Annotated in this window: 23 protein-coding genes and 2 riboswitches; of the genes, 1 reads left to right on the top strand and 22 read right to left on the bottom strand. The window is 42.0% G+C overall.

Translation table 11 applies throughout. The annotated features are described in order from the left end of the window. The first annotated feature begins 15 nt into the window (after window positions 1–15). A riboswitch (SAM riboswitch) is annotated at window positions 16–114 on the top strand. Between the two features lie 87 nt (window positions 115–201). Beyond that, complete coding sequence (metK, locus tag RBI_RS07040) at window positions 202–1,374, top strand: methionine adenosyltransferase (RefSeq protein ID WP_038671975.1); 1,173 nt, start codon at window positions 202–204, stop codon at window positions 1,372–1,374. 66 nt (window positions 1,375–1,440) lie between these two features. On the opposite strand, the gene RBI_RS07035 is transcribed toward metK, so the two are convergent. From RBI_RS07035 to topA, 22 genes are all read right to left on the bottom strand, one after another. Continuing rightward, complete coding sequence (locus RBI_RS07035) at window positions 1,441–2,064, bottom strand: ECF transporter S component (RefSeq protein ID WP_022286891.1); 624 nt, start codon at window positions 2,062–2,064, stop codon at window positions 1,441–1,443. 97 nt (window positions 2,065–2,161) lie between these two features. Further along, window positions 2,162–2,294: riboswitch (FMN riboswitch) on the bottom strand. A gap of 30 nt (window positions 2,295–2,324) precedes the next feature. Then, window positions 2,325–2,768 (bottom strand): CD1247 N-terminal domain-containing protein, encoded by a 444-nt coding sequence (locus tag RBI_RS07030; RefSeq protein WP_038671973.1) that lies wholly within the window; start codon window positions 2,766–2,768, stop codon window positions 2,325–2,327. A gap of 40 nt (window positions 2,769–2,808) precedes the next feature. After that, window positions 2,809–3,366, bottom strand: coding sequence for an elongation factor P (gene efp, locus RBI_RS07025; protein WP_022286889.1), 558 nt, complete (start codon window positions 3,364–3,366; stop codon window positions 2,809–2,811). Window positions 3,367–3,505: 139 nt separating this feature from the next. After that, window positions 3,506–4,570, bottom strand: coding sequence for an aminopeptidase P family protein (locus RBI_RS07020; protein WP_051706593.1), 1,065 nt, complete (start codon window positions 4,568–4,570; stop codon window positions 3,506–3,508). After that, window positions 4,563–5,021: a type II 3-dehydroquinate dehydratase gene (gene aroQ / locus RBI_RS07015; RefSeq protein ID WP_038671969.1), complete on the bottom strand. Its 459-nt coding sequence runs from the start codon at window positions 5,019–5,021 to the stop codon at window positions 4,563–4,565. Before aroQ ends, RBI_RS07020 begins: the two co-directional genes overlap by 8 nt. Before the next feature lie 18 nt (window positions 5,022–5,039). Beyond that, window positions 5,040–5,894 (bottom strand): TIM barrel protein, encoded by an 855-nt coding sequence (locus RBI_RS07010; protein ID WP_038671967.1) that lies wholly within the window; start codon window positions 5,892–5,894, stop codon window positions 5,040–5,042. 24 nt (window positions 5,895–5,918) lie between these two features. Then, window positions 5,919–6,398 carry a YqeG family HAD IIIA-type phosphatase gene (locus tag RBI_RS07005; RefSeq protein WP_038671965.1) on the bottom strand — a complete coding sequence of 160 codons (480 nt, stop codon included), beginning with the start codon at window positions 6,396–6,398 and terminating at the stop codon, window positions 5,919–5,921. A gap of 62 nt (window positions 6,399–6,460) precedes the next feature. Beyond that, window positions 6,461–6,634, bottom strand: a complete 174-nt coding sequence (rpsU, locus tag RBI_RS07000) for a 30S ribosomal protein S21 (RefSeq protein WP_002847085.1) — start codon at window positions 6,632–6,634, stop codon at window positions 6,461–6,463. Window positions 6,635–6,892: 258 nt separating this feature from the next. After that, a complete protein-coding gene (gene leuS / locus RBI_RS06995) occupies window positions 6,893–9,301 on the bottom strand; it encodes a leucine--tRNA ligase (RefSeq protein WP_038671962.1) in 2,409 nt (802 codons plus the stop codon). 36 nt (window positions 9,302–9,337) lie between these two features. Beyond that, window positions 9,338–9,715 carry a ribosome silencing factor gene (gene rsfS / locus RBI_RS06990; RefSeq protein ID WP_117857270.1) on the bottom strand — a complete coding sequence of 126 codons (378 nt, stop codon included), beginning with the start codon at window positions 9,713–9,715 and terminating at the stop codon, window positions 9,338–9,340. Between the two features lie 11 nt (window positions 9,716–9,726). Further along, the gene (yqeK, locus tag RBI_RS06985; protein ID WP_022286882.1) at window positions 9,727–10,305 is read right to left on the bottom strand and encodes a bis(5'-nucleosyl)-tetraphosphatase (symmetrical) YqeK; all 579 of its coding nucleotides are present in this window, start codon (window positions 10,303–10,305) and stop codon (window positions 9,727–9,729) included. Continuing rightward, window positions 10,295–10,912, bottom strand: coding sequence for a nicotinate (nicotinamide) nucleotide adenylyltransferase (gene nadD, locus RBI_RS06980; protein ID WP_022286881.1), 618 nt, complete (start codon window positions 10,910–10,912; stop codon window positions 10,295–10,297). Before nadD ends, yqeK begins: the two co-directional genes overlap by 11 nt. Then, window positions 10,912–11,208 (bottom strand): YhbY family RNA-binding protein, encoded by a 297-nt coding sequence (locus RBI_RS06975; RefSeq protein ID WP_022286880.1) that lies wholly within the window; start codon window positions 11,206–11,208, stop codon window positions 10,912–10,914. The genes nadD and RBI_RS06975 overlap by 1 nt, the downstream gene beginning before the upstream one ends. A gap of 18 nt (window positions 11,209–11,226) precedes the next feature. Then, window positions 11,227–11,805 carry an RdgB/HAM1 family non-canonical purine NTP pyrophosphatase gene (gene rdgB, locus RBI_RS06970; protein ID WP_022286879.1) on the bottom strand — a complete coding sequence of 193 codons (579 nt, stop codon included), beginning with the start codon at window positions 11,803–11,805 and terminating at the stop codon, window positions 11,227–11,229. 10 nt (window positions 11,806–11,815) lie between these two features. After that, window positions 11,816–12,316, bottom strand: a complete 501-nt coding sequence (locus RBI_RS06965) for an isochorismatase family protein (protein ID WP_038671960.1) — start codon at window positions 12,314–12,316, stop codon at window positions 11,816–11,818. Window positions 12,317–12,366: 50 nt separating this feature from the next. Further along, complete coding sequence (gene ftsY, locus RBI_RS06960; protein WP_038671958.1) at window positions 12,367–13,272, bottom strand: signal recognition particle-docking protein FtsY; 906 nt, start codon at window positions 13,270–13,272, stop codon at window positions 12,367–12,369. A 10-nt stretch (window positions 13,273–13,282) separates the two neighbouring features. Continuing rightward, complete coding sequence (gene smc / locus RBI_RS06955) at window positions 13,283–16,849, bottom strand: chromosome segregation protein SMC (RefSeq protein ID WP_038671956.1); 3,567 nt, start codon at window positions 16,847–16,849, stop codon at window positions 13,283–13,285. Then, window positions 16,849–17,874, bottom strand: coding sequence for an elongator complex protein 3 (locus tag RBI_RS06950; RefSeq protein WP_038671954.1), 1,026 nt, complete (start codon window positions 17,872–17,874; stop codon window positions 16,849–16,851). Before RBI_RS06950 ends, smc begins: the two co-directional genes overlap by 1 nt. Continuing rightward, window positions 17,861–18,559, bottom strand: a complete 699-nt coding sequence (rnc, locus tag RBI_RS06945) for a ribonuclease III (protein ID WP_022286874.1) — start codon at window positions 18,557–18,559, stop codon at window positions 17,861–17,863. Before rnc ends, RBI_RS06950 begins: the two co-directional genes overlap by 14 nt. Then, window positions 18,559–19,569, bottom strand: coding sequence for a phosphate acyltransferase PlsX (gene plsX / locus RBI_RS06940; RefSeq protein ID WP_022286873.1), 1,011 nt, complete (start codon window positions 19,567–19,569; stop codon window positions 18,559–18,561). The genes rnc and plsX overlap by 1 nt, the downstream gene beginning before the upstream one ends. Before the next feature lie 10 nt (window positions 19,570–19,579). Continuing rightward, window positions 19,580–20,896 (bottom strand): methylenetetrahydrofolate--tRNA-(uracil(54)-C(5))-methyltransferase (FADH(2)-oxidizing) TrmFO, encoded by a 1,317-nt coding sequence (trmFO, locus tag RBI_RS06935; RefSeq protein WP_051706590.1) that lies wholly within the window; start codon window positions 20,894–20,896, stop codon window positions 19,580–19,582. After that, window positions 20,886–22,976, bottom strand: a complete 2,091-nt coding sequence (gene topA / locus RBI_RS06930; RefSeq protein WP_038671950.1) for a type I DNA topoisomerase — start codon at window positions 22,974–22,976, stop codon at window positions 20,886–20,888. Before topA ends, trmFO begins: the two co-directional genes overlap by 11 nt. Window positions 22,977–22,997: the final 21 nt, after the last annotated feature.

The following is a 22,997-nucleotide window of genomic DNA, read 5'->3' as shown; positions in this document are numbered from 1 at the left end:
TGTTAAAATTAAATAGCCTTATCAAGAGTGGTGGAGGAAACAGGTCCTGTGAAGCCCAGCAACCTAGCGTTAGTTAAGGTGCTAAATCCTGCGGTTATTTCCGAAAGATGAGGAAATTGAGTAATTTCAAGCGTTTCGGAATGAAGCGCTTTTTTTGTGGCTGTTTTTAGATTAACAAATATTCAGAAAAGAGGTATTTTTATGTCAAAGTATTTATTTACATCTGAGTCGGTTACTGAGGGACATCCTGACAAAATATGCGATCAGATCTCTGACGCTATACTTGACGCTCTGCTGGAGCAGGACCCTATGTCAAGAGTTGCCTGCGAAACGGTCACTACAACAGGTGTAGTAATGTGCATGGGCGAGATAACAACAAAGGCTATAATCGACATACCACAGATCGTTAGAGATACAGTTGTCGGTATAGGCTATGACAGAGCCAAGTATGGTTTTGACGGACACACCTGTTCAGTTCTCACAACTATAGACAAGCAGTCGCCTGATATTGCAATGGGTGTTGACAACGCTCTCGAAGGCAGAGCTGAAAACGCATTCGATACAGGTGCAGGCGATCAGGGTATCATGTTCGGTTTTGCTTGTGACGAAACACCTGAACTTATGCCAATGCCTATATCACTTGCTCACAAGCTTGCTCTTAAACTTACAGAAGTCAGAAAGAACGGCACTTTGCCATATCTCAGACCGGACGGAAAAACTCAGGTAACAGTTGAATATGATGATGGCAAGCCAACAAGAGTTGACGCTGTTGTAGTTTCTTCACAGCATGATGACGCTGTAACACTGGAGCAGATAAGAGAAGATATTATCGAGAACGTTATAAAGACAGTTATCCCTGCTGAACTTCTTGATGAGAACACTACTTATTTTGTAAACCCAACAGGTAGATTTGTAGTCGGCGGCCCTCAGGGCGACAGTGGTCTGACAGGAAGAAAGATAATCGTTGACACATATGGTGGATATGCTCGTCATGGTGGTGGTGCTTTCTCAGGAAAAGATCCTACAAAGGTTGACAGAAGCGCAACATATGCTGCAAGATACGTTGCAAAGAATATCGTTGCAGCAGGTCTTGCCAAGAAGTGCGAGGTTGAGCTTGCGTATGCTATCGGTGTTGCTCACCCTGTTTCAATCATGGTCGACACATACGGCACAGGAAAGGTTTCTGATGAAAAGATAGAGGCAGCTGTAGAAAAGGTATTTGACCTTCGCCCTGCTGCAATAATCAAGAGCCTTGACCTTAGAAAGCCACAGTACAAGCAGCTTGCAGCTTATGGTCATATGGGACGTGAGGATCTTGATGTAGCTTGGGAAAAGACAGACAAGATCAATGATCTTCTTGAAGCAGTTAAATAATAAATATCAAAGCCTTGACAGGAATGTGCCTGCCAAGGCTTTTTTGTGTTCAGCATTAATTTTGTTTTAGTCTTTGCCTTTAAGAATAGGCGACAAAGGCTTATAAATAAGAATTGTGACCAATGCACAAATAATACCCTTCACAAAAGTAAAAGGCAGATTGAAAATACACAGTGCAGAGAAAATATTCTTTACGCTACCCATTATCTGCTGGTACATACCGAGTATAGCAGCTTCTCCGCCGAATGCTTTAAAGTATATAGGATAAACGATAAAATAATTCAACGGCAAGCTTATTACTGTGAAAACCAAAGTGCCAATGATACAGCTTATGATAGCATTCTTTCTGGTTTTTTTCTTGTGGTATATAACAGAAGCCGTCAGCACAAAAGCTGCGCTTGTTACAAAGTCAAAGATGTTGCCGATACCCATTGTTGTGCCTAGTCCCTTTATAATCAACTGGATAACGTTCTTGATAAGGCAAACGATCACGCCTGCAATAGGTCCCATTGAGAAACCTGCCAGCAGGGATATAACGTTTGAAAGGTCAAGCTTGATAAATCCTGGCATAAGTGGCACAGGGAAATCAAGGTAATATATTACAGTAGCTATGGCGCTGAGCATTGCCACCGTTACCATTTTTCTTGTTGTAAAAGTTTTATTTCTTGGCATAGTGTTATCACTTGTCATTTTAATTCCTCCAAATAATAAAATTATCGGGAGAAACAGCAGCAAAAGCAAAAGCACCCTGAAAATAAAATCAGGGTGCAATTTATGCGTTATTGATCTGTCGTTTCTTCCATCCGGACTTTACCGTCGGTTTCGGATTTTCACCGAATCAGCGCATTTCTGCGGTCGAGGACTTACGAATACTATTCGATCACCTCCGGTGTGGAATTTCACCACCCCTGAAACACATTATTAAATTTTGCTGAACACTTTTTATGAGATCAATCCTCGTTGTCCTCGTCCTCAATTTCTGAGAAATCAAACTCAAGGCTCTCTCCACAGTTTGGACAGTCAATAGAACCGTCAGCGATAATGTTTTCGCCAAGCATTATTGTGTCACCGCAGTTAGGGCACACACACTCATACATAGCGTCCTCATCATCGTCATATTCGTCATCACAGCAGCAATCGTCGTCACAATCACAGTCGTCATCGTCATCATCGTCGCCGTAAATAAGCTCTTCTATCTCGCCGAGATCCTCGTCAAGAGTATCTACAAGCTCAACTGTCTCGTCAACTTCTTCTGCAATATCCTCAACTGTAGCAGACATCTCATCAAGAATATCAGCCATAATTGTCAATATCTTGCCTTCGTTTGTGGAATCGTCAATTTTAAGACCTTCCATAAGTCCCTTTAAATATGCAACCTTCTTTGACAGCTCCATAATATTCCCTCCGTTTCTAAAAAACCGTAAAGGCTAAAACTTATGCTCTTTCCATGTACTCACATGTACGAGTATCGATTCTTATTCTGTCGCCTGTGTTGATGAACAGAGGAACTCTGATCTCAGCACCAGTTTCAACTGTTGCAGGCTTTGTAGCATTTGTAGCTGTATCGCCCTTGATACCAGGCTCTGTCTCTGTTACTTCAAGATCAACAAAGTATGGAGGCTCTACGCCGAATACTGTGCCCTTGTAAGAAAGGATCTTACATACCATGTTTTCCTTTACGAACTTAAAGTTATCTGAAAGCTCAGCCTTGTTTACTGGAACAAGCTCATAGCTCTCTGGATCCATGAAATAATAAAGATCACCGTCATTGTAAGAATACTCCATATCCTTTCTCTCAACATATGCTGTTGGGAATTTAGCTGTTGGATTGTATGTCTTTTCAACAACAGAACCTGAAATTACATTTCTAACCTTTGCTCTGACGAACGCTGCACCCTTACCAGGTTTAACGTGCTGAAACTCAACGATCTGCATTACGTTGCCGTCCTCTTCAAAAGTCACGCCGTTTCTGAAATCACCAGCAGTTACCATTATTTAGTACCTCCATAAACATTCTTAATTAATGTGTACACAGTTCAAAATGTCCGCATACCTCTATATTTATTTTACCATATTTATTTGTTTATTGCAATAGCTTTTGAAAACTTTTTTACCAAAAAATCAAAAAAAGTTACAAGCAAATAAGCTCTTTAGGGGCTTTTGTCATATTGATACAGCCGTTTTCTGTAACAACAACAAAATCTTCTATTCTTACACCAAACTTGCCCTCAAGATAAATACCTGGCTCTACTGTTACGATCGAATTTTCAGGCAATATATCTTCCCTGCTAGGCGAAGCATAAGGGCTTTCATGTATCTCAACTCCCACACCATGTCCGAGAGAATGACCGAAATTATCTCCATAGCCTGCTTCAGTTATGATATCTCTAGCTATCTTGTCAAGCTCTTTTCCTGACATACCTGCCTTTACTGCGTCAAGAGCTGAAAGCTGTGCATTAAGAACAGTTTCGTATACAGACTTCATCTTGTCACTAGGTTTGCCTACGCATACAGTTCTAGTCATATCGCTGTGCCAGCCATCATAAGTTGCTCCGAAATCCATAAGCACGAACTCACCGCTCTCAACTTTTTTGTCAGATGGTACACCATGTGGAAGCGAAGTATTAGAGCCTGAAAGTGCAATAGTGTCAAAAGACAGAGCTTCAGCACCATTTTTAAGCATATAATAGTCAAGCTCCAGCTGAATTTCTTTTTCAGTTCTGCCGACATTGATAAAGTCAAGCATATGTGCAAAACCCTTTTCAGCGATACGCTGTGCTTTGATTATCTTGTCTATCTGCTCTTGGGATTTAACTGTTCTGATCTCTCGTATTATTTCCGCAAGCTTTGTGTCTGCGATGACCTCAGCATTAAGCTTTTGCTGATATGCGATAAGCTCGGAAAGTGTGCAGGTATCGGCATTAACAGAAACTGTTTTTGCACCATGCTTTTCAATAAGGCTGTTTATCTGCTCATAGAGCTTGTCCTGCAAAATAACCTCGCAAGCTGTGACAGTTTTCTTTGCCTTTTCAATATATCTGAAATCTATGATAAAATACGCTTTTTCTGGAAAAACCAATAGTGTTCCTGCACTTGATTTCATTGCGGTGAAATATCTTCTGTTCACATCGTCAGTGATAACAGCACAATCTGCCGCTTCTGTTACTCGTGAACAAAGTTTTTCAAGATCAGTCATTGTCTGCACCGCTTTCATTTTTCCATTTGTAATACAAAGCGTCAACAGCCATGTAGTATGAATACTTTCCGAACCCGCTTATCTGACCCACGCATACAGGTGCAATAACAGAAGTGTGTCTGAATTCGTCACGGGAGTGTATATTGCTCAGATGCACCTCAACGACAGGAATCTTTATTGCGGCGATAGCGTCTCTGATAGCATAGCTATAGTGTGTATAAGCGCCTGCGTTAAGTATAACGCCGTCATAATTTTTTCTAGCAAGGTGAAGCTTGTCGATTATTTCACCCTCATGGTTTGACTGATAAACGTCGCAGTGAAACTCATATTTTATTGCATGCTCGATTATCTCGTTGTTTATGCTCTCGAATGTATCTGTACCGTAAACTCCAGGCTCACGTTCGCCCAGAAGATTAAGGTTAGGACCATGTATAACAAGTATTTTTTTCATATCAATACTCTCCTATCTTTATTTCACCGACAAATAATAATTCTTCATTGTCAGTGCGTCTTTGTCCTGAGTGCCTGCACTTTCACAGACGAATATAGGCGAAAGATCTTTCTTTGCGACTATCTCCATAAGCGGCTCATAGTCAGGTCCAAAGCCTTGATTATCGTCAAAAGTCAGGTGCTTTTTCTCGCCGCCTGGATTTGTAAACATTATCTTAGAAAAATGGCTGTGGAATATTTTCAGCCTGTCGTGACCGATAGCATTTTCCACTTCATCAAGCATTTTCTCATACTCTGCCTTACCTTTTATATAGCCGAACTCTCTTGCGTTGAGATGTCCGAAATCTATTGTCGGAAGGAACGTATCATCAAGCTTGCAAAGCTCCAGCACTTCTGTTAAGTTACCAAGCTGATTTACCTTACCCATAGTTTCAGGGCAAAAGACGATATGCTCAAAGCCCTGCTCAACAGCTGTTTTTCTTGCCCTTGTGAGAGTATCTTTAGCAAGTTCCAAAGCGTCCTCTCTACTTATTTTCGCACAACTTCCTGAATGGATAACTATTCTATCAGCACCCATTCTGCTTGCAGCGTCACAGGATTGCAGAATATAATTTATGCTGTTGTCACGCTTTTCAGCTTCAAGGCTTGAAAGCGAAATAAAATACGGCGCATGGAGCGAAAGCGTGATATTATGCTCTTTTGCCTTATCTTTCAAGGCAAAAGCTATTTTATCGGAGACCTTAACTCCCCTTCCACACTGATATTCATAGTGGTCAAGCCCCATTACTTCGAGATATCCCGGAGCTTGAAGTGTTGTTTTATATTTAATGGAAAAAGCCTCGCTGTTTCCCGCAGGTCCGAATTTTGCCGACATTAGTATCATTCCTTTCGTTTTATGCTATTTGAGCTTTGGTAAAAACGGCTTTTCACAGGCTCTTTTAAATCGAAATGGCAAGCTCGTTTCAGGCTCTATTGGGAACACGAATATGGAGCGTATACCTTTCAGATTTGAGCCAAGCACGTCAGTGAATATCTGATCACCCACAGCCGCAACATTTTTCTTATTAAGCCCCAGCTTAGCTATAGCTTTGGTATATCCAAAGGTCAGCGGTTTTTTACCTTCAGGTACAAAGTCAAGCTCCAACTGCTCTGCAAAAGGCTTTACCCTTGGAGCATGATTGTTTGAAACGATCATAAGCTTTATCCCTGCCGCTTTCATCTTAGCAAGCCAATCAAGACTCGACTGCGGGGGAACGGGATTGTTATGTGTTGTCAGCGTATTATCAAGATCGAGGAGCAGCCCCTTGATATGCTTTTTAGCAAGAAAATCGGGGGTTATCTCTCCTACCTTGTCAAAAACATAAGTTGGTTTGAACATAAAAAAACTCCTGTAGTATAAAATAAAAAGCGGACATAAAAATGCCCGCCTTTAATTACATATTAGTATTTACGCTTACGAGCAGCTTCGGACTTCTTCTTACGCTTTACCGAAGGCTTTTCGTAGTGTTCTCTTTTACGAACCTCTGCGATAACGCCGTCTCTTGCACATGATCTCTTGAAACGCTTAAGTGCTGTATCCAAAGTTTCGTTCTTTCCAACACGGATTTCTGCCAAAATTATTCCCTCCCTTTGCCACCTGTGACAGAGGCAATTCTATCGGAATTTCCGAAAATCAACGGTGATAGTGAAGGTGTCTGCAAAAGCAAACTGAAACGCTTTACGTTCCCCCAGTCCTACTCTTTCGGACCGCTCTGTCTTTAATCTGCGGAATTTATAAAACCGATATAATTACAAATTTAATTATACTATATTTCCACCAAAATGTCAATAGCTTTCTGGCTCTTTTTTTGATTTTTCTGAGGAAATTTTCGCTTACTTTACAACCAGATTTACAAGCTTGTTAGGAACATAGATTTCCTTGACTATATTTTTGCCTTCCGTTGCCTTAACGATAGCTTCGTCAGCCTTAGCAAGTGCGATAACGTCGTCCTTAGCTGCGTCTGTATGTATTGTGAGCTTGGATTTTACCTTGCCGTTTATCTGACAAACGATCTCGATAGTATCGTCTTTGCAGAGTGCTTCATCATATGTTACCCACTCCTGCTCGTCAAGAACTCCCTCGCAACCGATCATCTGATAAAGTTCTTCTGTAACATGAGGTGCAAAAGGATTGAGTATGATAAGAAGATCTCTGAACTCTTTCTTTGTGATAGAGCCAACGTTATATATCTCATTAAGAAGCGTCATCATTGCGGCAATAGCAGTATTGAACTTCATTGACTCGATATCATCGGATACCTTCTTGATAGTCTTGTGCATGAGCGATCTCAGCTTGTCGCTGTACTCGTCGCTGTCAACTACCTTATCTTGCAAAGCCCAAATTCTGTCCACAAATCTCTTACAGCCCTTAACACTGCTCTCGCTCCATGGAGCTGCCTTTTCATAGTCACCCATGAACAGAACATAAAGTCTGAGAACATCTGCACCGTATTCGTCAACAACATCGTTAGGGTCAACAACGTTTCCTCTTGACTTACTCATCTTCTCACCGTCAGGTCCAAGGATAAGACCCTGAGCTGTTCTTTTTGCATAAGGCTCTGAAGTTGGTACAAGACCGAGGTCGTAGAGGAACTTGTGCCAGAAACGTGAATAGATCATATGACGTGTAACGTGCTCCATACCACCGTTATACCAATCAACAGGCATCCAATATTTCAGTGCTTCCTGTGAAGCAAACTCGTCATTGTTGTTAGGATCGCAATAACGCAGGAAGTACCATGAAGAACCAGCCCACTGTGGCATTGTATCTGTTTCTCTCTTAGCGTCACAGCCACACTTAGGACATTTGCAGTGTACGAAAGAGTCTATCTTAGCCAGAGGGCTTTCGCCGTCTGTACCAGGCTCAAAGTTCTCTACCGGTGGCAATTTAAGTGGAAGCTCATCATATGGCACAGCGACCATTCCGCAGTGAGGGCAATGTACTATCGGGATAGGCTCGCCCCAATATCTCTGACGATTGAAAGCCCAGTCTTTCATCTTATACTGAACGCCCTTTTCACCGCAGCCCAGTTTTTCAAGAACAGTAAGCATCTTTTCAATAGCTTCTTTTTTGTTTGTTATGCCGTTAAGCTCACCTGAGTTGACCATTTCGCCGTCGCCTATGTAGGCTTCCTTAGAAATGTCGCCGCCCTTGATGACTTCGATTATGTCAATGCCGAACTTCTTTGCAAAATCATAGTCCCTTGTATCGTGAGCAGGCACAGCCATGATAGCGCCTGTGCCGTATCCCATCATAACATAATCTGAGATGTAGATAGGTATCTCTTTGCCTGTGATAGGATTGATAGCTGTCAGACCGTCTATCTTAACGCCTGTTTTATCCTTAACGAGCTGAGTTCTCTCAAATTCGCTCTTCTTTGCACACTCTGTCTTATAAGCGTCAAGGTCAGCAATGTTTGCAATACTATTTCTGTATTTCTGGATGATAGGATGTTCAGGAGCGATTACCATGAATGTAACGCCGTAAAGTGTGTCAGGACGTGTAGTGTAGATCTTGAGCTGCTCGTCCTGCTCTTTGATCTTGAAGTTTACAAATGCACCTGTTGATTTTCCTATCCAATTCTGCTGCTGGAGTTTGATGTTAGGCAGATAGTCAACTTCTTCAAGTCCCTGAAGAAGCTTGTCAGCGTATTCTGTGATCCTCAGATACCATACTTCTTTAGTTTTCTGAACTATCTCGCTGTGGCAAACATCGCAGTGACCGCCCTGTGAATCCTCATTTGAAAGAACGACCTTACAGCTTGGGCAATAATTTACGAGGGTCTTATCTCTGAATACAAGACCATTCTCAAACATTTTAAGGAATATCCACTGTGTCCACTTATAGTAGTTTTCGTCTGTCGTATCAATAACTCTTGACCAATCGAATGAAAAACCTACTCTTTTGAGCTGCCCCGTGAACTTCTTAATGTTGTCGTCAGTTACCTTTCTTGGGTGAACACCTGTTTTGATAGCTGTGTTCTCTGTAGGCAGACCGTAAGCGTCAAAACCTATAGGGAAAAGAACATTATAGCCCTGCATACGTCTTTTACGGCTTACAACTTCTAGACCGGAATAAGCCTTGATGTGTCCAACGTGCATACCGTGACCTGACGGATATGGGAACTCTACAAGTCCGTAAAATTTCTTCTTAGAAAAGTCATTGCTTGCCTCAAAGGTCTTATGCTCGTCCCAGTATTTCTGCCATTTGCTTTCTATGGCCGAAAAATTGTATTCTTTCATCTTTATCAATCCTTTGTTAAATTATAATTGTCAAAATTAATCCTGTGGCTCGTCTGGTAAGAACTGCTTTACGTCGATATCCTTGCCGTCAGACCATAGTCTTTCAAGATTGTAATGATCTCTTGTTTCCTTATAGAAAACATGAACTATGATATCACCGTAATCAAGTACGACCCAAGTTGCACCCTGATAGCCCTCTGTTCTGTTAGGTTCAATGCCAAGCTGGCTCATTTTGAACTCAACTTCTTCTGCAAGTGCCTTTGTCTGAGTGCTTGAAGTACCATTTGCTATAACAAAATAATCCGCAACTATAGTCAGGTCACCGATCTCTATTATCCTGATGTCCTCTGCTCTTTTTGAATCAAGAGCTTTAACAATAGTTGACAGCTTTTCATTCTGTGAAATATTATCCATAAAAATCTCCTTTATTTTGAATTATCGGCAAAATCATTATATGCTTCAAGTGTGGAAACAGGGATAGTGTTACCCTTTTCCACTGAGTCTTTTATTGAGAATTTCAAAGCCTCAAACATTGCTTTCTCCAAGCTTTGTTCGGCATACTTTCTCATTTTCTTTACGTCTTTATAATCCCTGTCCGCAGAAATAAGGTCTGCAAGATATACTATTTGGCTAAGCTTGGGCATATTGCCACAGGCAACTGTATGATAGCGTATAGCTGAGATTATCTCAGGATCATGGATATCAAAAAGCGTCTGCACAAGCTCTGCCCCTGCAATACCGTGAAACAGCGGAACAGCCTTTTTCTCTATATCGCACACATCAAGTGAAGATTTAGAAACTATAGCCGCAAGCTCCAATGCTGGTATCTCTTTTGCAACATCATGCAAAAGTCCTGCAATATAAGCCTTGTCTGCGTCAGCACCATATCTTTTTGCAAGCTCCACAGCGGAATTTGCCACGTTCATAGAGTGTGTGTATCTCTTTTTTGATAAATGTTCTTTTAGGTATGCTTTATAAATGCCTATTGTTTTTTTATCTGCCACTTAGAAAACCTCGGTTATACAAATTTTTGTCCACTATATATTGTACAACATTTTCACTCAAATAGCAAGAGCAATCAACATTTTTTTTGAGCATTTGACGTATCTCAGTTGAAGACACCTCAAATGGGTCGGTTTTTACTATGATTATCTCTCCACCCTCGGCTTTGAGCTGTTTGGCTTTCACCTCTATGTGGTCAATGTCCTCATGCGAGCGTGCAACGCAGATAAGTGCCGAAAGTGATAATATCTCCTTATACTGATACCATTCTTCAAATGAAAGCAACATATCGCTGCCCATTATAAAAAACAGCTTATCATGTGGATATATTTCTTTTAGATGTCTGAGTGTTATCACTGAATAGCTTTTGCCCTCTTGCTTAAGTTCCCAATCGGATATTTCCACACATGGGATATCTGCAAAAGCAAGTCTGCACATATTCAACCTATCCTCAGAGGAAGCTAAGTCCTCCGCTTGCTTATGTGGAGGTATTCTGTCAGGCATGACGATCATCTTGTCAAGACTCGCCTGCTCCGCTACGCTTTTAAGGCAATTTAAATGCCCTAAGTGAACAGGATTGAACGTGCCGCCGAAAACACCTATTTTCATTACTTTGACTTTAATTTTATAACAGGCTGCTTCTCATTGCGTTTATAAAGTACCGCCTTTGAGCCTATTACCTGAACGACTTCAGCAGATATCTTTTCAGCGATCTCCTCTGCGGCTTCCCTTGCGGTGTACATTGAGTTGTCAAGCACCTTTATTTTTACAAGCTCGTGAACTCTTAGATAATCGTCTATCTGTGCAACCTGAGCGTCATTAACTCCGCCCTTGCCTATCTGAAAAGCAGGCTGTATAAGCGAAGCCATACCTTTGAGTTCTGCTCTTTGTTTAGTTGTAATCATAATCTAAATCCTTTCAGTTTACTGCTTTGTGAGCTGTTCAAGCAAAGCTTTCAGTGCGTTTGCTCTATGGGAAACGGTATTCTTTGTTTCTGAGTCCACCTGAGCAAAGCTCTTGTTCCCATACATGAAAATAGGGTCATAGCCGAAGCCGTTTTCGCCAACAGGCTCGTGAGCTATCTTACCGAATACTTTTCCCTCAACGGCTATCTCTTCACCGTCTGCTTTGATAAAGTGTATTGTACAGGTAAAGTGTGCTCCCCTTTTATCATCAGGTATTTCTTTCATTTTTTTTAGCACAAGAGCGGTACGCTCATCATCAGTTTCGAGTCCGCCATATCTTGCTGAATATACTCCAGGCTCACCATCCAGGGCGTCTATCTCAAGACCGCTGTCGTCTGCAAGTACAGCACAGCCGCAAAGCTTGAATGCAGCTCTTGCTTTTAGTGCAGAGTTTTCAGCAAAAGTAGTGCCTGTTTCCTCAACATCAAGTATCAGACCTGCCTCTGATTGCGAGAACACCTCATAACCAAGCGGCTCAAGAATCTGTTTATATTCTCTTATCTTGCCTTTATTGTTGCTTGCAATAACAAGTTTCATTTTTTCTCCTTTAGCTGTGTATATAAGTTACCTTATTTTTCTTTAATTTTTCACGGCATTTGTTTGCCTTATCTTTGAAAACTGTACCGATACATTCTTCGTTGAAAACAACTTTCATTCCACATTCAATAGCACCTATTGCAGTGTTGATAACGGAGATGCCACCATCAACACCTACAAATTCAATCTCTTTCACATTCCTTGCTCTCATAAAATCTTCAAGAGCAACGTTTGAAAAAGCATCTGGCTTGCTTTTGGAATAAATATTTTTGGATACAACTTTCAGCTTTGCTGGAAAGCTAGCCGCAGGTGTTCCCTCTTTGGGCATTCCTCCACCCAAAAGTCCCTTTTTGTAGCTGACGATATAAAAGACCTCCTCAGCTTTATAAGCAGAGATACGCTTGTTTATAGCGTCAATAAGTGCGTCGGCATCATATGAGTATGTGGTCTTATCTCTGCCCCTTCCTACATACATTTCCTGCATATCAACTACAAACAAAACCTTATCCATAAAAAATTCCCCCTGATTTTATACTTTTAAGTGTCTAATCCAATATTCTATTATTCAAACAGCGCTTCAACAAAATCTCTTGCTGAAAACGGCTGTATGTCGTCTATTTTTTCGCCTACTGTAACAAGCTTTACAGGCACTTGCAGATCGTCGGTTATGCTGATAATTATTCCACCCTTGGCTGTGCCGTCAAGCTTGGTAAGAATAATACCCGTTATATCAGCTACTTCGTTGAACTGTCTTGCCTGATTAACTGCGTTCTGTCCCGTTGTAGCGTCAAGCGCAAGCAGGACTTCGAGAGCGCAGCCCTCTGCCTGCTGGTGAACTATACGGGATATCTTTTTCAGCTCGTCCATAAGGTTTTTCTTATTGTGAAGACGACCTGCCGTATCGCATATAACAACGTCAGCCTGTCTTGCCTTAGCCGCCGCCAGTGCGTCAAATACCACGGAAGCAGGGTCTGAACCTTCGTTGTGCTTGATTATGTCTACCCCTGCACGTTCTGTCCACACTTCGAGCTGGTCAATAGCAGCCGCTCTGAAAGTATCAGCCGCCGCAACGATAACCTTTTTGCCTTGTTTATGAAGCTGATAAGCAAGCTTGCCGATAGTTGTTGTTTTGCCAACACCGTTTACTCCGATAACCAGTATAACTGACGGTGTTGTTGACATATCGAGCTTCTGATCCTCACCGAGCATTTCTGTGATTATCTCTTTAAGCATATCCTTGATTTTTTCAGGCTCTTTAACGCCCTCCTGCTTGACTTTCTGTCTGAGCTTATCGCATATCTTTTCAGAAGTTGTAACACCGATATCGCAGAGGATAAGCGTTTCTTCAAGCTCCTCAAAAAGATCTTCATCTATTTTGCTGAATGAATGGAGCAGACTTTCTATTCTGCCCATCATTGAGTCTTTAGTCTTTTTAAGACCATTTTTCAGCTTTTCAAAAAATCCCATTTCTTCACTCCTATTCAAGTTTCATTTGACGTGTTTCCGAAACGTCCATTTTAAGAAGCTTGGAAACACCCTTTTCTTGCATCGTTACGCCATACAGAACGTCAGCCTCTTCCATTGTTCCACGTCTGTGAGTAATGGTGATAAACTGTGTTTTATCTGTAAGGTGGTGCAGATATTGTGCATATTTACTTACGTTCACATCATCAAGTGCCGCTTCTATCTCATCGAGAAGACAGAAAGGTGATGGCGAAATTTTCAGTATCGCAAAATATATTGCAATAGCCACCAGAGCCTGCTCTCCGCCTGAAAGGGACATAAGGTTTGTTATGACCTTGCCTGGCGGCTGAACGTTTATCTCAATACCACATTCAAGTACATTGTTTGGGTCTGTGAGAATAAGCTCGCACTGACCACCACCAAAAAGCTCGGTGAATATTTTCTTGAAGTTCGCATTTATACGTTCAAAGCTGTCGGTGAACATATTCTTCATATTTTCTGTCAGATCCTCGATAAGTTTTTCAAGTTCTGTTTTTGACGTATTTACGTCATTAAGCTGACCTGTGATAAATTCGTGTCGCTGTGACACTTCTGCATATTCCTCTATAGCTCCAAGGTTTACGCTTCCAAGATTTCTTATCTTTCCACGAAGTTCGTTGAGTCGCCTATTAGCTACCGTTATATCCACAATATCCTCGGCTATCTCTGCAGCGTCGCTTCTTGTAAGCTCATAATCGTCCCAAAGCTGTGCCACAAGCTTATCAAAGCCTGCAGTAACAGATTTTTTCTGTTCCTCCGCTCTTGTAATCTGACCTGAAAGTGTTTCCTTCTCGTCCATTTTGTGCTTCTGCTTGGTGCGAAGTTTGTTTGCTGCATTGTCAAGCTCAATATGCTCACGTTGAGCCTGCTCCGCCATTTTCTGTGCAGCGGCTATCTTTTCGTCAGCGCCGCTGAGTTCCTGCTTGGTCTGAAAAATAAGCTCTTTCTTCTCGGCTATTTTCTTTTCACACTCGGAGATATTATCGTTCAACTTGCCGCTGTCAGTATCACTGTCGCCGATAGTTTCTTCAAGCTGTGATATTGAAAGCTTGCAGGCATCAAGGTCTTTGGATAATTCTGCCGCCATTATCTTCATTTGCGAAAGCTCTTCGCTGAGCTGTTCACGCTTATTTTTAAGTTCTGCCTGCTCGTTTTGAGAGTCGGCAAGCTTGGCTTCATTATCAGATATCTCAGCTTCGATTTCTGAAAGTTCTGTCTGAGCCTTGTCGATATCTCCACTTACTATCTTGTATTTATTTTTCAGCGTTTCGATAAATGTTTCTATCTCATCAAGCTTGTTTTCATAATCAGAATAATACTCTGAAACACGCTTTATTTCCATTTCAAAACGGAGTATATCGCTGTTTACCTGTGAAAGCTTTTCCCTTAATCCCTCGGTATCAGCGGTGTATTTTGAAACCTCTTGATTTAGCTTCTCAACCTGCTGTTTAAGCTCTGTAAAGGAGTTTTCAAGTGCAGTTTTCTTTTTAGCAAGTGCTTCCGCTTCATTTTTTCTTGTAAGCAGACCTGTCTGTTTGGAAACGCTTCCTCCTGTGAATGAGCCGCCCGCGTTTATCACCTGTCCGTCCAGGGTAACGATGCGGAATTTATAGCCGTATTTCTTTGCGATAAGGGTTGCACTGTCGATATCCTCTGCTATACATATCCTGCCTAAAAGGCTGTTGATTACGCCCTCAAACTGGCTGTCATACTTAACAAGCTCACAGCCTAGAGCCACAAAGCCGTCCTCATTTTCAAGTTGCGGCATATTTAGCCTGTTTCCTCGAACTGATGTAACAGGCAGAAATGTTGCACGGCCTGCTCTGTTCTCTTTCAGAAGCCTGATACCTCTCTTAGCAGAGTCCTCATTGTTTACGACAATGTTCTGAAGTGCCCCACCCAACGCAGTTTCAATGGCTACAGAGTATTTTGTTTCAACAGATATAAGCTGAGAAACAGTACCGCAAATGCCGCTTATCCTACCCTGCTGTGAGGCTTTCATTATGTGCTTTACGCTGAACTGAAAGCCCTCCATGGAGTTTTCAAGGTCGGCTATAGTCTTTATCCTGTTCTCAACGTCACGGAGCTGTATTTCCGTATCTGTGAGATTTTTGCGACATTCTGAAAGCTTTGTGTTTCTAGTTTCAAGAAGCTTTGCAAGTCCGCTCATGCGGTTTGTAAGCTCCTGCTTGTTTTCGTCAGCTTTGCCTTTTGATTCACGCAGTTCCTTTAATTCCTTTGAAGAAAGTTTTGAATGTTCTTCAAGCTGTTTTTTTCTTTCAAGAGAATTTTCGATCTGCTCATCAATATCCGAAAGGTTGTTTTTAGCATTTTCAAGTCTGAATGAAACTTCCGACTTTTTCATGTAAAGCTCATTTATAAAGCTTCCAGCTTCACTTACCGACTTGTCAGATAATGCAGTTTTATCAATAAGCTCAGAAAGCTCTTTTTCCTTACACTCTACAGCTTCCTGCTGCTTTGCTTTTTTCTCGTCGAGTTCTTCAAGCTCCTGTCTGCGTGTTTTCAGCTCAGCCTCAAGATAGTATTTTGATGAGTTGGACTCACTTATCTGCTCTTTAAGCTTCAAAATATTATCTTCAAGGTGAGAAATATCATTCTCATATACTGCGATCTTTGACAGTGCCTGAGAGTTTTCAAGCTCCACCTGATGTATCTGATTTTTGTAGCTGTCAGCAAGCTCAGATTTTTCAGCGCTCTTTGCAAAGCTGTCATTTATATCATCTTCAATGCTTTCAAGCTCCTGCGTGATGACCTCGTACTCTTTTTTTACAGCAGAAAGTTTCTCCTCATAACCTGCTATTTGGCTCATATACTCGTTGAGCTTATGCACCCATACGGAGACTTCCAGCTTTCTTTTTTCTTCATCAAGGACTCTGAACTTCTCCGCCTTTTCAGCCTGCGCTTTAAGCGGACCTATTCGTCCTTCTATCTCTCCCATGATGTCATTGATACGAGAGAGATTATCCTCAGCCGCCACAAGCTTTTTTTCGGCTTCTTTTTTCTTTGAACGGAATTTTGAAATGCCTGCCGCTTCTTCAAATATCTCACGGCGGTCATTGGATTTTCCGTTTACGATATCTGCTATCCTGCCCTGACCGATTATCGAATAACCGTCCCTGCCAAGACCGGTGTCCATAAACAGTTCCACGATATCCTTTAAATTTACTTCTTTGCCGTTTATCATGTAAAAGCTGTCGCCATTGCGGTAAAGCTTTCGTGATACTGACACGGTGTCGCTGTCATATTCAAGTGCACCGTCCTCGTTGTCTATGGTGATAGTTACCTGAGCAAAAGGCGCTTTTGGTCTAGTTTGAGTGCCGTGAAAAATAACGCCTGCCATTTTTTCACCTCTCAGGGCTTTGGAAGATTGCTCGCCCATTACCCAGCGCATAGCGTCACCGATATTACTCTTGCCTGAGCCGTTAGGACCGACAACTGCGGTGATACCCTTATTGAATTTCAGCTCTATTTTATCTGGAAAAGACTTAAAGCCCTGCAATTCAAGTGATTTAAGATACATTATTTTTCACCACCCCTCATTATGATTTCGTTTATCTTTATTTTATCGCTGCCCTCGTGACCTACAATTTTTATATTGACACCAAGATCTTTGAAATATTCTATATTAGCTTTTTTCTGACCTATTGCCTTGCTTATCTGCCTTTTCGGTACAGATATCACAACGGAAGCTATATCGCTTATATTGCCATGCTTTCCAAGCTCCTCTGCTATAAGCCTGCGGTAATTTCTGCCTTCGCAAAGTTCACGGAATGCAGGGTGATAAAATCCGCCCAACATTTGCTCCTCCACGACCTCGCTTGCGTGCAAACCAAGCTTTATAACATCTATACCAAGTTTATCGGCTTCTGTGAGAAAATAAGAACAGATTTTCACTACCTCGTCAAAATCCATAGGCTTATATTCGCCACTTTTGTAAAGCTCGCCGAGCCTTGTACCATTAAGGATAACAACGGGATAAATACGTACTGTTTTAGGAGACAGCGCCGCTATCTTCGACCAAGTTTCCAGCTCAGTTTCACGGTTGCTTTTATAAAGTCCTATCATCATTTGCAGACCAAGGTCAAAGCAACCATAGCTTTTTATAAGCTTTGCAGCGTTTTCGACGTCCTGAACAGTATGTCCACGCTCGTTGGCTTTAAGAACAACATCTGACATAGACTGTGCGCCAAGCTCGATAGCCGTAACATGATTATCTCTGAGAATGTCAAGTATCTCAGTGCTGATATAGTCAGGTCTGGTGGATATCCTGATACCCTTGAATTTGTCGTTGCCTATAAACTCCTGTGCTGCACCAAGAAGTTCGAGCATATATTCTCTCGGCACTGCTGTAAAGCTACCTCCGAAAAAGGCTATCTCCGTCTGTGAAACGTCCTTGACTTCGTTCATTGCCTGTGTGCAGATACGCTTAACATCATCAGCGTGCGGTATCTTCTCTGTACCAGTTATGGTGCGCTGATTGCAGAACGCACACATATGCGGACAGCCTATATGCGGCACGAAGACAGATATATTACTGTGCCCCATAGCCCATTAGTTCCAATGCTTCTTTAGCCGCCAACTGTTCAGCGGTCTTTTTCGATCTGCCTGTACCCTCGCCGATAACATTCGTATTCAAAAGTACCTGAACAGTAAATTTCTTATTATGGTCAGGACCTGACTCGCCTTTAAGGTGATATTCTATTCTCTCCTCAGGATTTTTCTGGATTATCTCCTGAAGAATAGTCTTGTAATCATGGAAAACAACTCCATCAGGCGTGATATTTTCAGGTATGAATGAAAGTATATATTTTGAAACAGGCTCGATACCACCGTCAAGATAAATTGCAGCGATAACTGCTTCAAAAGCGTCTGAAATAATTGACGGTCTTTCTCTGCCGCCTGTTATCTCTTCGCCTTTTCCAAGGAAAATATACTTTCCAAGTTCTATTTTCTTTGAGAACTCAAACAGTGCTTTTTCGCACACAAGTGAAGCTCTCATTTTTGTCAGCTCGCCCTCAGGCATATGCTTGTAATGCTCGAAAATGTGATCTGACACAACTATAGAAAGCACTGAATCTCCAAGAAATTCAAGCCTTTCATTGCTGTTTCTTGCCTTCTTGTTTTCATTTGCAAATGATGAATGGGAAAGAGCTTCGTAAAGGAGCTTTTCGTCTTTGAATTGATAACCTATTCTTTCCTGAAACTCTTTAAGAGCCTTTTGCTCGTCCATTATAACATCTCCTGTTTGCTTTTCAACTGCTCGATAGCAGTTGTGATCTCGTCTATCACATTAGTTTCAGTAAATTGTTTTGCTTGTCTGATAGCGTTATAGAATGCTCTTGCATTTGATGAGCCATGTGCCTTGATAACAGGCTTTGCAGTACCAAGTAGAGGCGCTCCGCCATACTCAGAGTAGTCTACCTTTTTCTTGAATTCTTTAACGTTCTTCATTACCATAAGAGCAGCGATCTTTGACTTTGTATCCTTAGTCAGAAGCGTTTTAAGCTCCCCTGAGAAGAATTTTGCCATGCCCTCGTAAAGCTTGAGCATAAGGTTTCCGCAGAAGCCGTCAGCCACGCATACGTCACAATCGCCCATAGGAAGCTGTCTTGCTTCGATATTTCCAACAAAGTTTACAGGTGCGTTTTTCAACTGCTTGTAAGTTTCAAGCTCCAGCTCTCTGCCCTTTGATTCCTCGGCACCAATATTTGCAAGACCTACTCTTGGTGACTCAACACCAAGTATCTTGTTCATATAAGCCGAACCCATTATTCCAAACTGAGTAAGCATTTCAGGGCGGCAGTCTGCGTTTGCACCGCTGTCAAGAAGCATCGTAGGCGTCGTTGCCGTAGGAAGTATTGTTGCAAGAGCTGGTCTTTTGATGCCCTTTATTCTCTTTACGATAAACGTTGCTCCAACTACAAGTGCGCCTGTTGAGCCAGCTGAAACGAAAGCGTCGCCCTCGCCGTCTGCAAGCATTTTCATGCCCACAGCCATTGAACAATCCTTCTTGCCCTTGATTACTTCTGTAGGCTCTTCGCATATCTCGATAACAGTATCAGCATGCTTGATATGTAAAGCTGTGATATCAAGTCCGTTTTCCTGTGCACATTTTTTTATTTTTTCTTCATCACCAACAAGAGTAACGTCAACACCGAAATCTTTCTGTGCGTCAATTGAACCTTTTATGACTTCGAGAGGTGCGTTATCTCCGCCGAAAGCGTCAATTACTATGTTCATAACATTCTCCTTAAAATTCCTCAATAGCCTTGTCAAGGTCTGCAAGACCCCTTTCAGCTATCATCTTATATTTCAGTTTCTTATCTCTTATACGTTCAGGCAGCTCAGGCAGGATACCCATATTACATCCCATAGGCTGGAACTTCTCCACAGTAGAATCGCTTATATACTTTGAAAGCGCACCCAGCATTGTGGTATCAGGCAAGGTAACCGCAGGCTTGCCCTGCAAACGTCTTGCCATGCTTAACCCTACAAAAATTCCGCTTGCCGCCGATTCGATATATCCCTCAACGCCTGTCATTTGACCTGCAAAATAAAGGTTTTCTCTATCTCGCATATTAAACTGCGGATTTAAGAGCTTAGGCGAATTGATGAAAGTGTTTCTATGCATAACTCCATAGCGTATAAATTCTGCATTTTCAAGTCCTGTGATAAGAGAAAATACTCTTTTCTGCTCACCAAATTTAAGGTTTGTCTGAAAGCCCACAAGGTTATACAGACTTCCCTCTGCGTTCTCTGCACGAAGCTGAACGATGGCATAAGGTCTGTTTCCTGTTCGTGGGTCTGTCAAACCCACAGGTTTCAGCGGACCGAAACGCATTGTGTCCTCTCCTCTTTTGGCAAGGACCTCAACCGGCATACAGCCTTCATACACCTTGAACCCGTCCTTTGAAAAATGCTCCTTATCAAAATCATGGAGCGGAGCGGATTCCGCATTGATAAGTTCATTATAGAACCTGAGATATTCTTCCTTATTCATAGGGCAGTTTATATAATCAGCCTCACCCTTGCCGTATCTCGAAGCAAAAAACACCTTATCCTTATCAAGACTTTCATATGTGACGATAGGTGCGGCGGCATCATGAAAATACAGATAATCACCGCATATTTTGCCGATACTCTCTGCAAGCCCATCGCTTGTAAGAGGACCTGTTGCGATTATAACATCGCCATCAGGTATATCTGTGACTTCCTCCTCGATAACAGTGATGTGAGGATTTTCCATTATCTTTGCCGTGACCATATCGGAAAACTTTTCCCTGTCAACAGCAAGTGCTCCACCTGCTGATACCTTAGTTTCAGCTGCACATTCCATTGTGACAGAGCCAAGCCTGCGCATTTCCTCTTTTAGCATACCTGCGGCTGAATCTATTCTGTCCGCTTTCAATGAATTTGAGCAGACAAGCTCTGCAAAGCCCTTATATTTATGGGCGGGCGTAAACTTTTTCGGCTTCATTTCATAAAGCTCAACGTCTATCCCTGCTTGGGCTAACTGCCACGCAGCTTCACAGCCTGCAAGTCCTGCACCTATTACCTTAACCGCCATTAGATAAATTCCTTTCATATCCGCAATCAGGCTTATGGCAAATGAGTATTCCGTTCTTTCCGCCTTTCTGGAAAAGCGTACTGCCACACTTAGGGCATTTCTCTTCGGTAGGAACGTCCCATGTCATGAACTTGCACTCAGGATTGTCCTCACAGCCGTAATACTTTTTGCCCTTTTTAGACTTTTTGAGAAGCACTTTCTTTCCGCAGTAAGGGCAAATTCCGCCTGTTTCTTGAACTATTTTCTTGGTATTCTTGCACTCAGGAAAACCTGAGCAAGCCATAAATTTGCCATATCTGCCTATCTTTATTACCATAGGTTTGCCGCAAAGCTCGCACACCTGATCTGTTTCTTCGTCAGGCACTTTGATACGCTTCCCGTCCATGGCTTCCTCGGCTTCAGTCAATTCCTCGTCAAAATCACTATAAAAATCCTGCAAAGTTTTTACCCAACTTTTCTTGCCATTTTCCACTTCGTCAAGAGATTTCTCCATGTTTGCAGTAAACTTAACATCAACTATTTTATCAAAGTGCTCGCTCATAAGCTGGTTTGTTACTTCGCCAAGCGAAGTCGGCTTAAGCTGTTTTCCGTCACGCTCAACATAATTCCTGTTTATTATGGTTGTAATAGTTGGAACATAAGTCGAAGGTCTGCCGATGCCTGTTTCCTCAAACGCCTTTACGAGGGTCGCTTCTGTGTATCTTGCAGGTGGCTGAGTGAAATGCTGATTTTCCTCAAGGTTACGCACCTTTATTGAGTCACCGGATTTTATTGGAGGAAGCACGTTTTTCTTTTCGCCCTCATCGTCTTTAGCCTCTTCATAAAGAACAGTAAATCCGTCGAACTTTACAGAATAGCCTGTTGCCTTGAAGTTACAACCGTTTGCAGAGATATCAACAGAAACAGTGTCCATAAGGCAGTTTGACATCTGAGAAGCTATAAATCTCTCCCAAATGAGTTTATAAAGCTTGTACTGGTCACTCGTCACTCCGCTTGCCTTTACCATATCAGGTGTTACCTCTGGGTGTGTTGGTCGGATGGCTTCGTGAGCGTCCTGAGCGTTGCCCTTAGTTTTATATTTTTTCGGTGTGTCAGGGATATACTTATCGCCATATTTTTTTCTGATAAAATCATATGCCGCTGCTCTTGCTTCATCAGAAATTCTAAGGCTGTCGGTACGCATATAGGTGATAAGACCTGTCTGACCCATATCGTTTATCTCAACACCCTCATAAAGCTCCTGAGCGGTTTTCATCGTTCTTCTCGCCTGAAAGCTGAGACGTCTTGACGCTTCCTGCTGTAAAGTCGAGGTGGTGAATGGTGCGGCAGGAGATTTTCTGTGAACGCTCTTTTTTACCTTGTCGATAACAAACTCGGCACCCTCAAGTCTTTTCAGTATCTCGTCAGCCTGCTCTTTATTTTTCAACTCTGGCTTTTCTCCGTCAACTGTATTAAGCTTTGCGGCAAAGGTCTTTCTTTCACCGTTTGCAGAAAATTTTCCGTCAATGGACCAATATTCCTGAGATACAAATGCCCTTATCTCGTTTTCTCTGTCGCATATCATTTTAACTGCGACAGACTGAACTCTGCCCGCTGAAAGTCCTTTTCTTATCTTTCTCCAAAGAAAAGGTGAAAGCTTATAGCCCACAAGTCTGTCAAGGATACGTCTTGCCTGCTGTGCATTAACAAGGTTTATATCAATAGAACGTGGGTGGCTCATTCCAGCTTTGATACCAGTTTCAGTAAGTTCGTTGAAAGTTACTCGGTTTTTATCATTCAGGTCAAGACCCAAAAGCAATGCAAGATGCCATGAAATGGCTTCTCCCTCTCGGTCAGGGTCTCCTGCAAGATAAACATGGTCGCTTTTCTTTGCAAGTTTTTTTATATCTTTTATAACGCCCTCTTTGTCTTTTATGTTGACATATTTAGGTTCAAAATTATTATCTATATCGACGCCCAGCTTTGATTTTGGCAGGTCACGGACATGACCCTTTGAAGCCACGACTTCATAATCATCGCTAAGATAACGCTTAATTGTTTTTATCTTCGTTGGTGACTCAACTATGATCAAATTAGACAAATCTATTCTCCATTCTTAATA

This window comes from Ruminococcus bicirculans (ex Wegman et al. 2014), assembly GCF_000723465.1.
In the GTDB taxonomy this organism is placed as follows: Bacteria; Bacillota; Clostridia; order Oscillospirales; family Ruminococcaceae; genus Hominimerdicola; species Hominimerdicola aceti.
The sequence above is the reverse complement of the archived record's forward strand: the minus strand, read 5'-3'. Positions and strand labels throughout refer to the sequence as shown.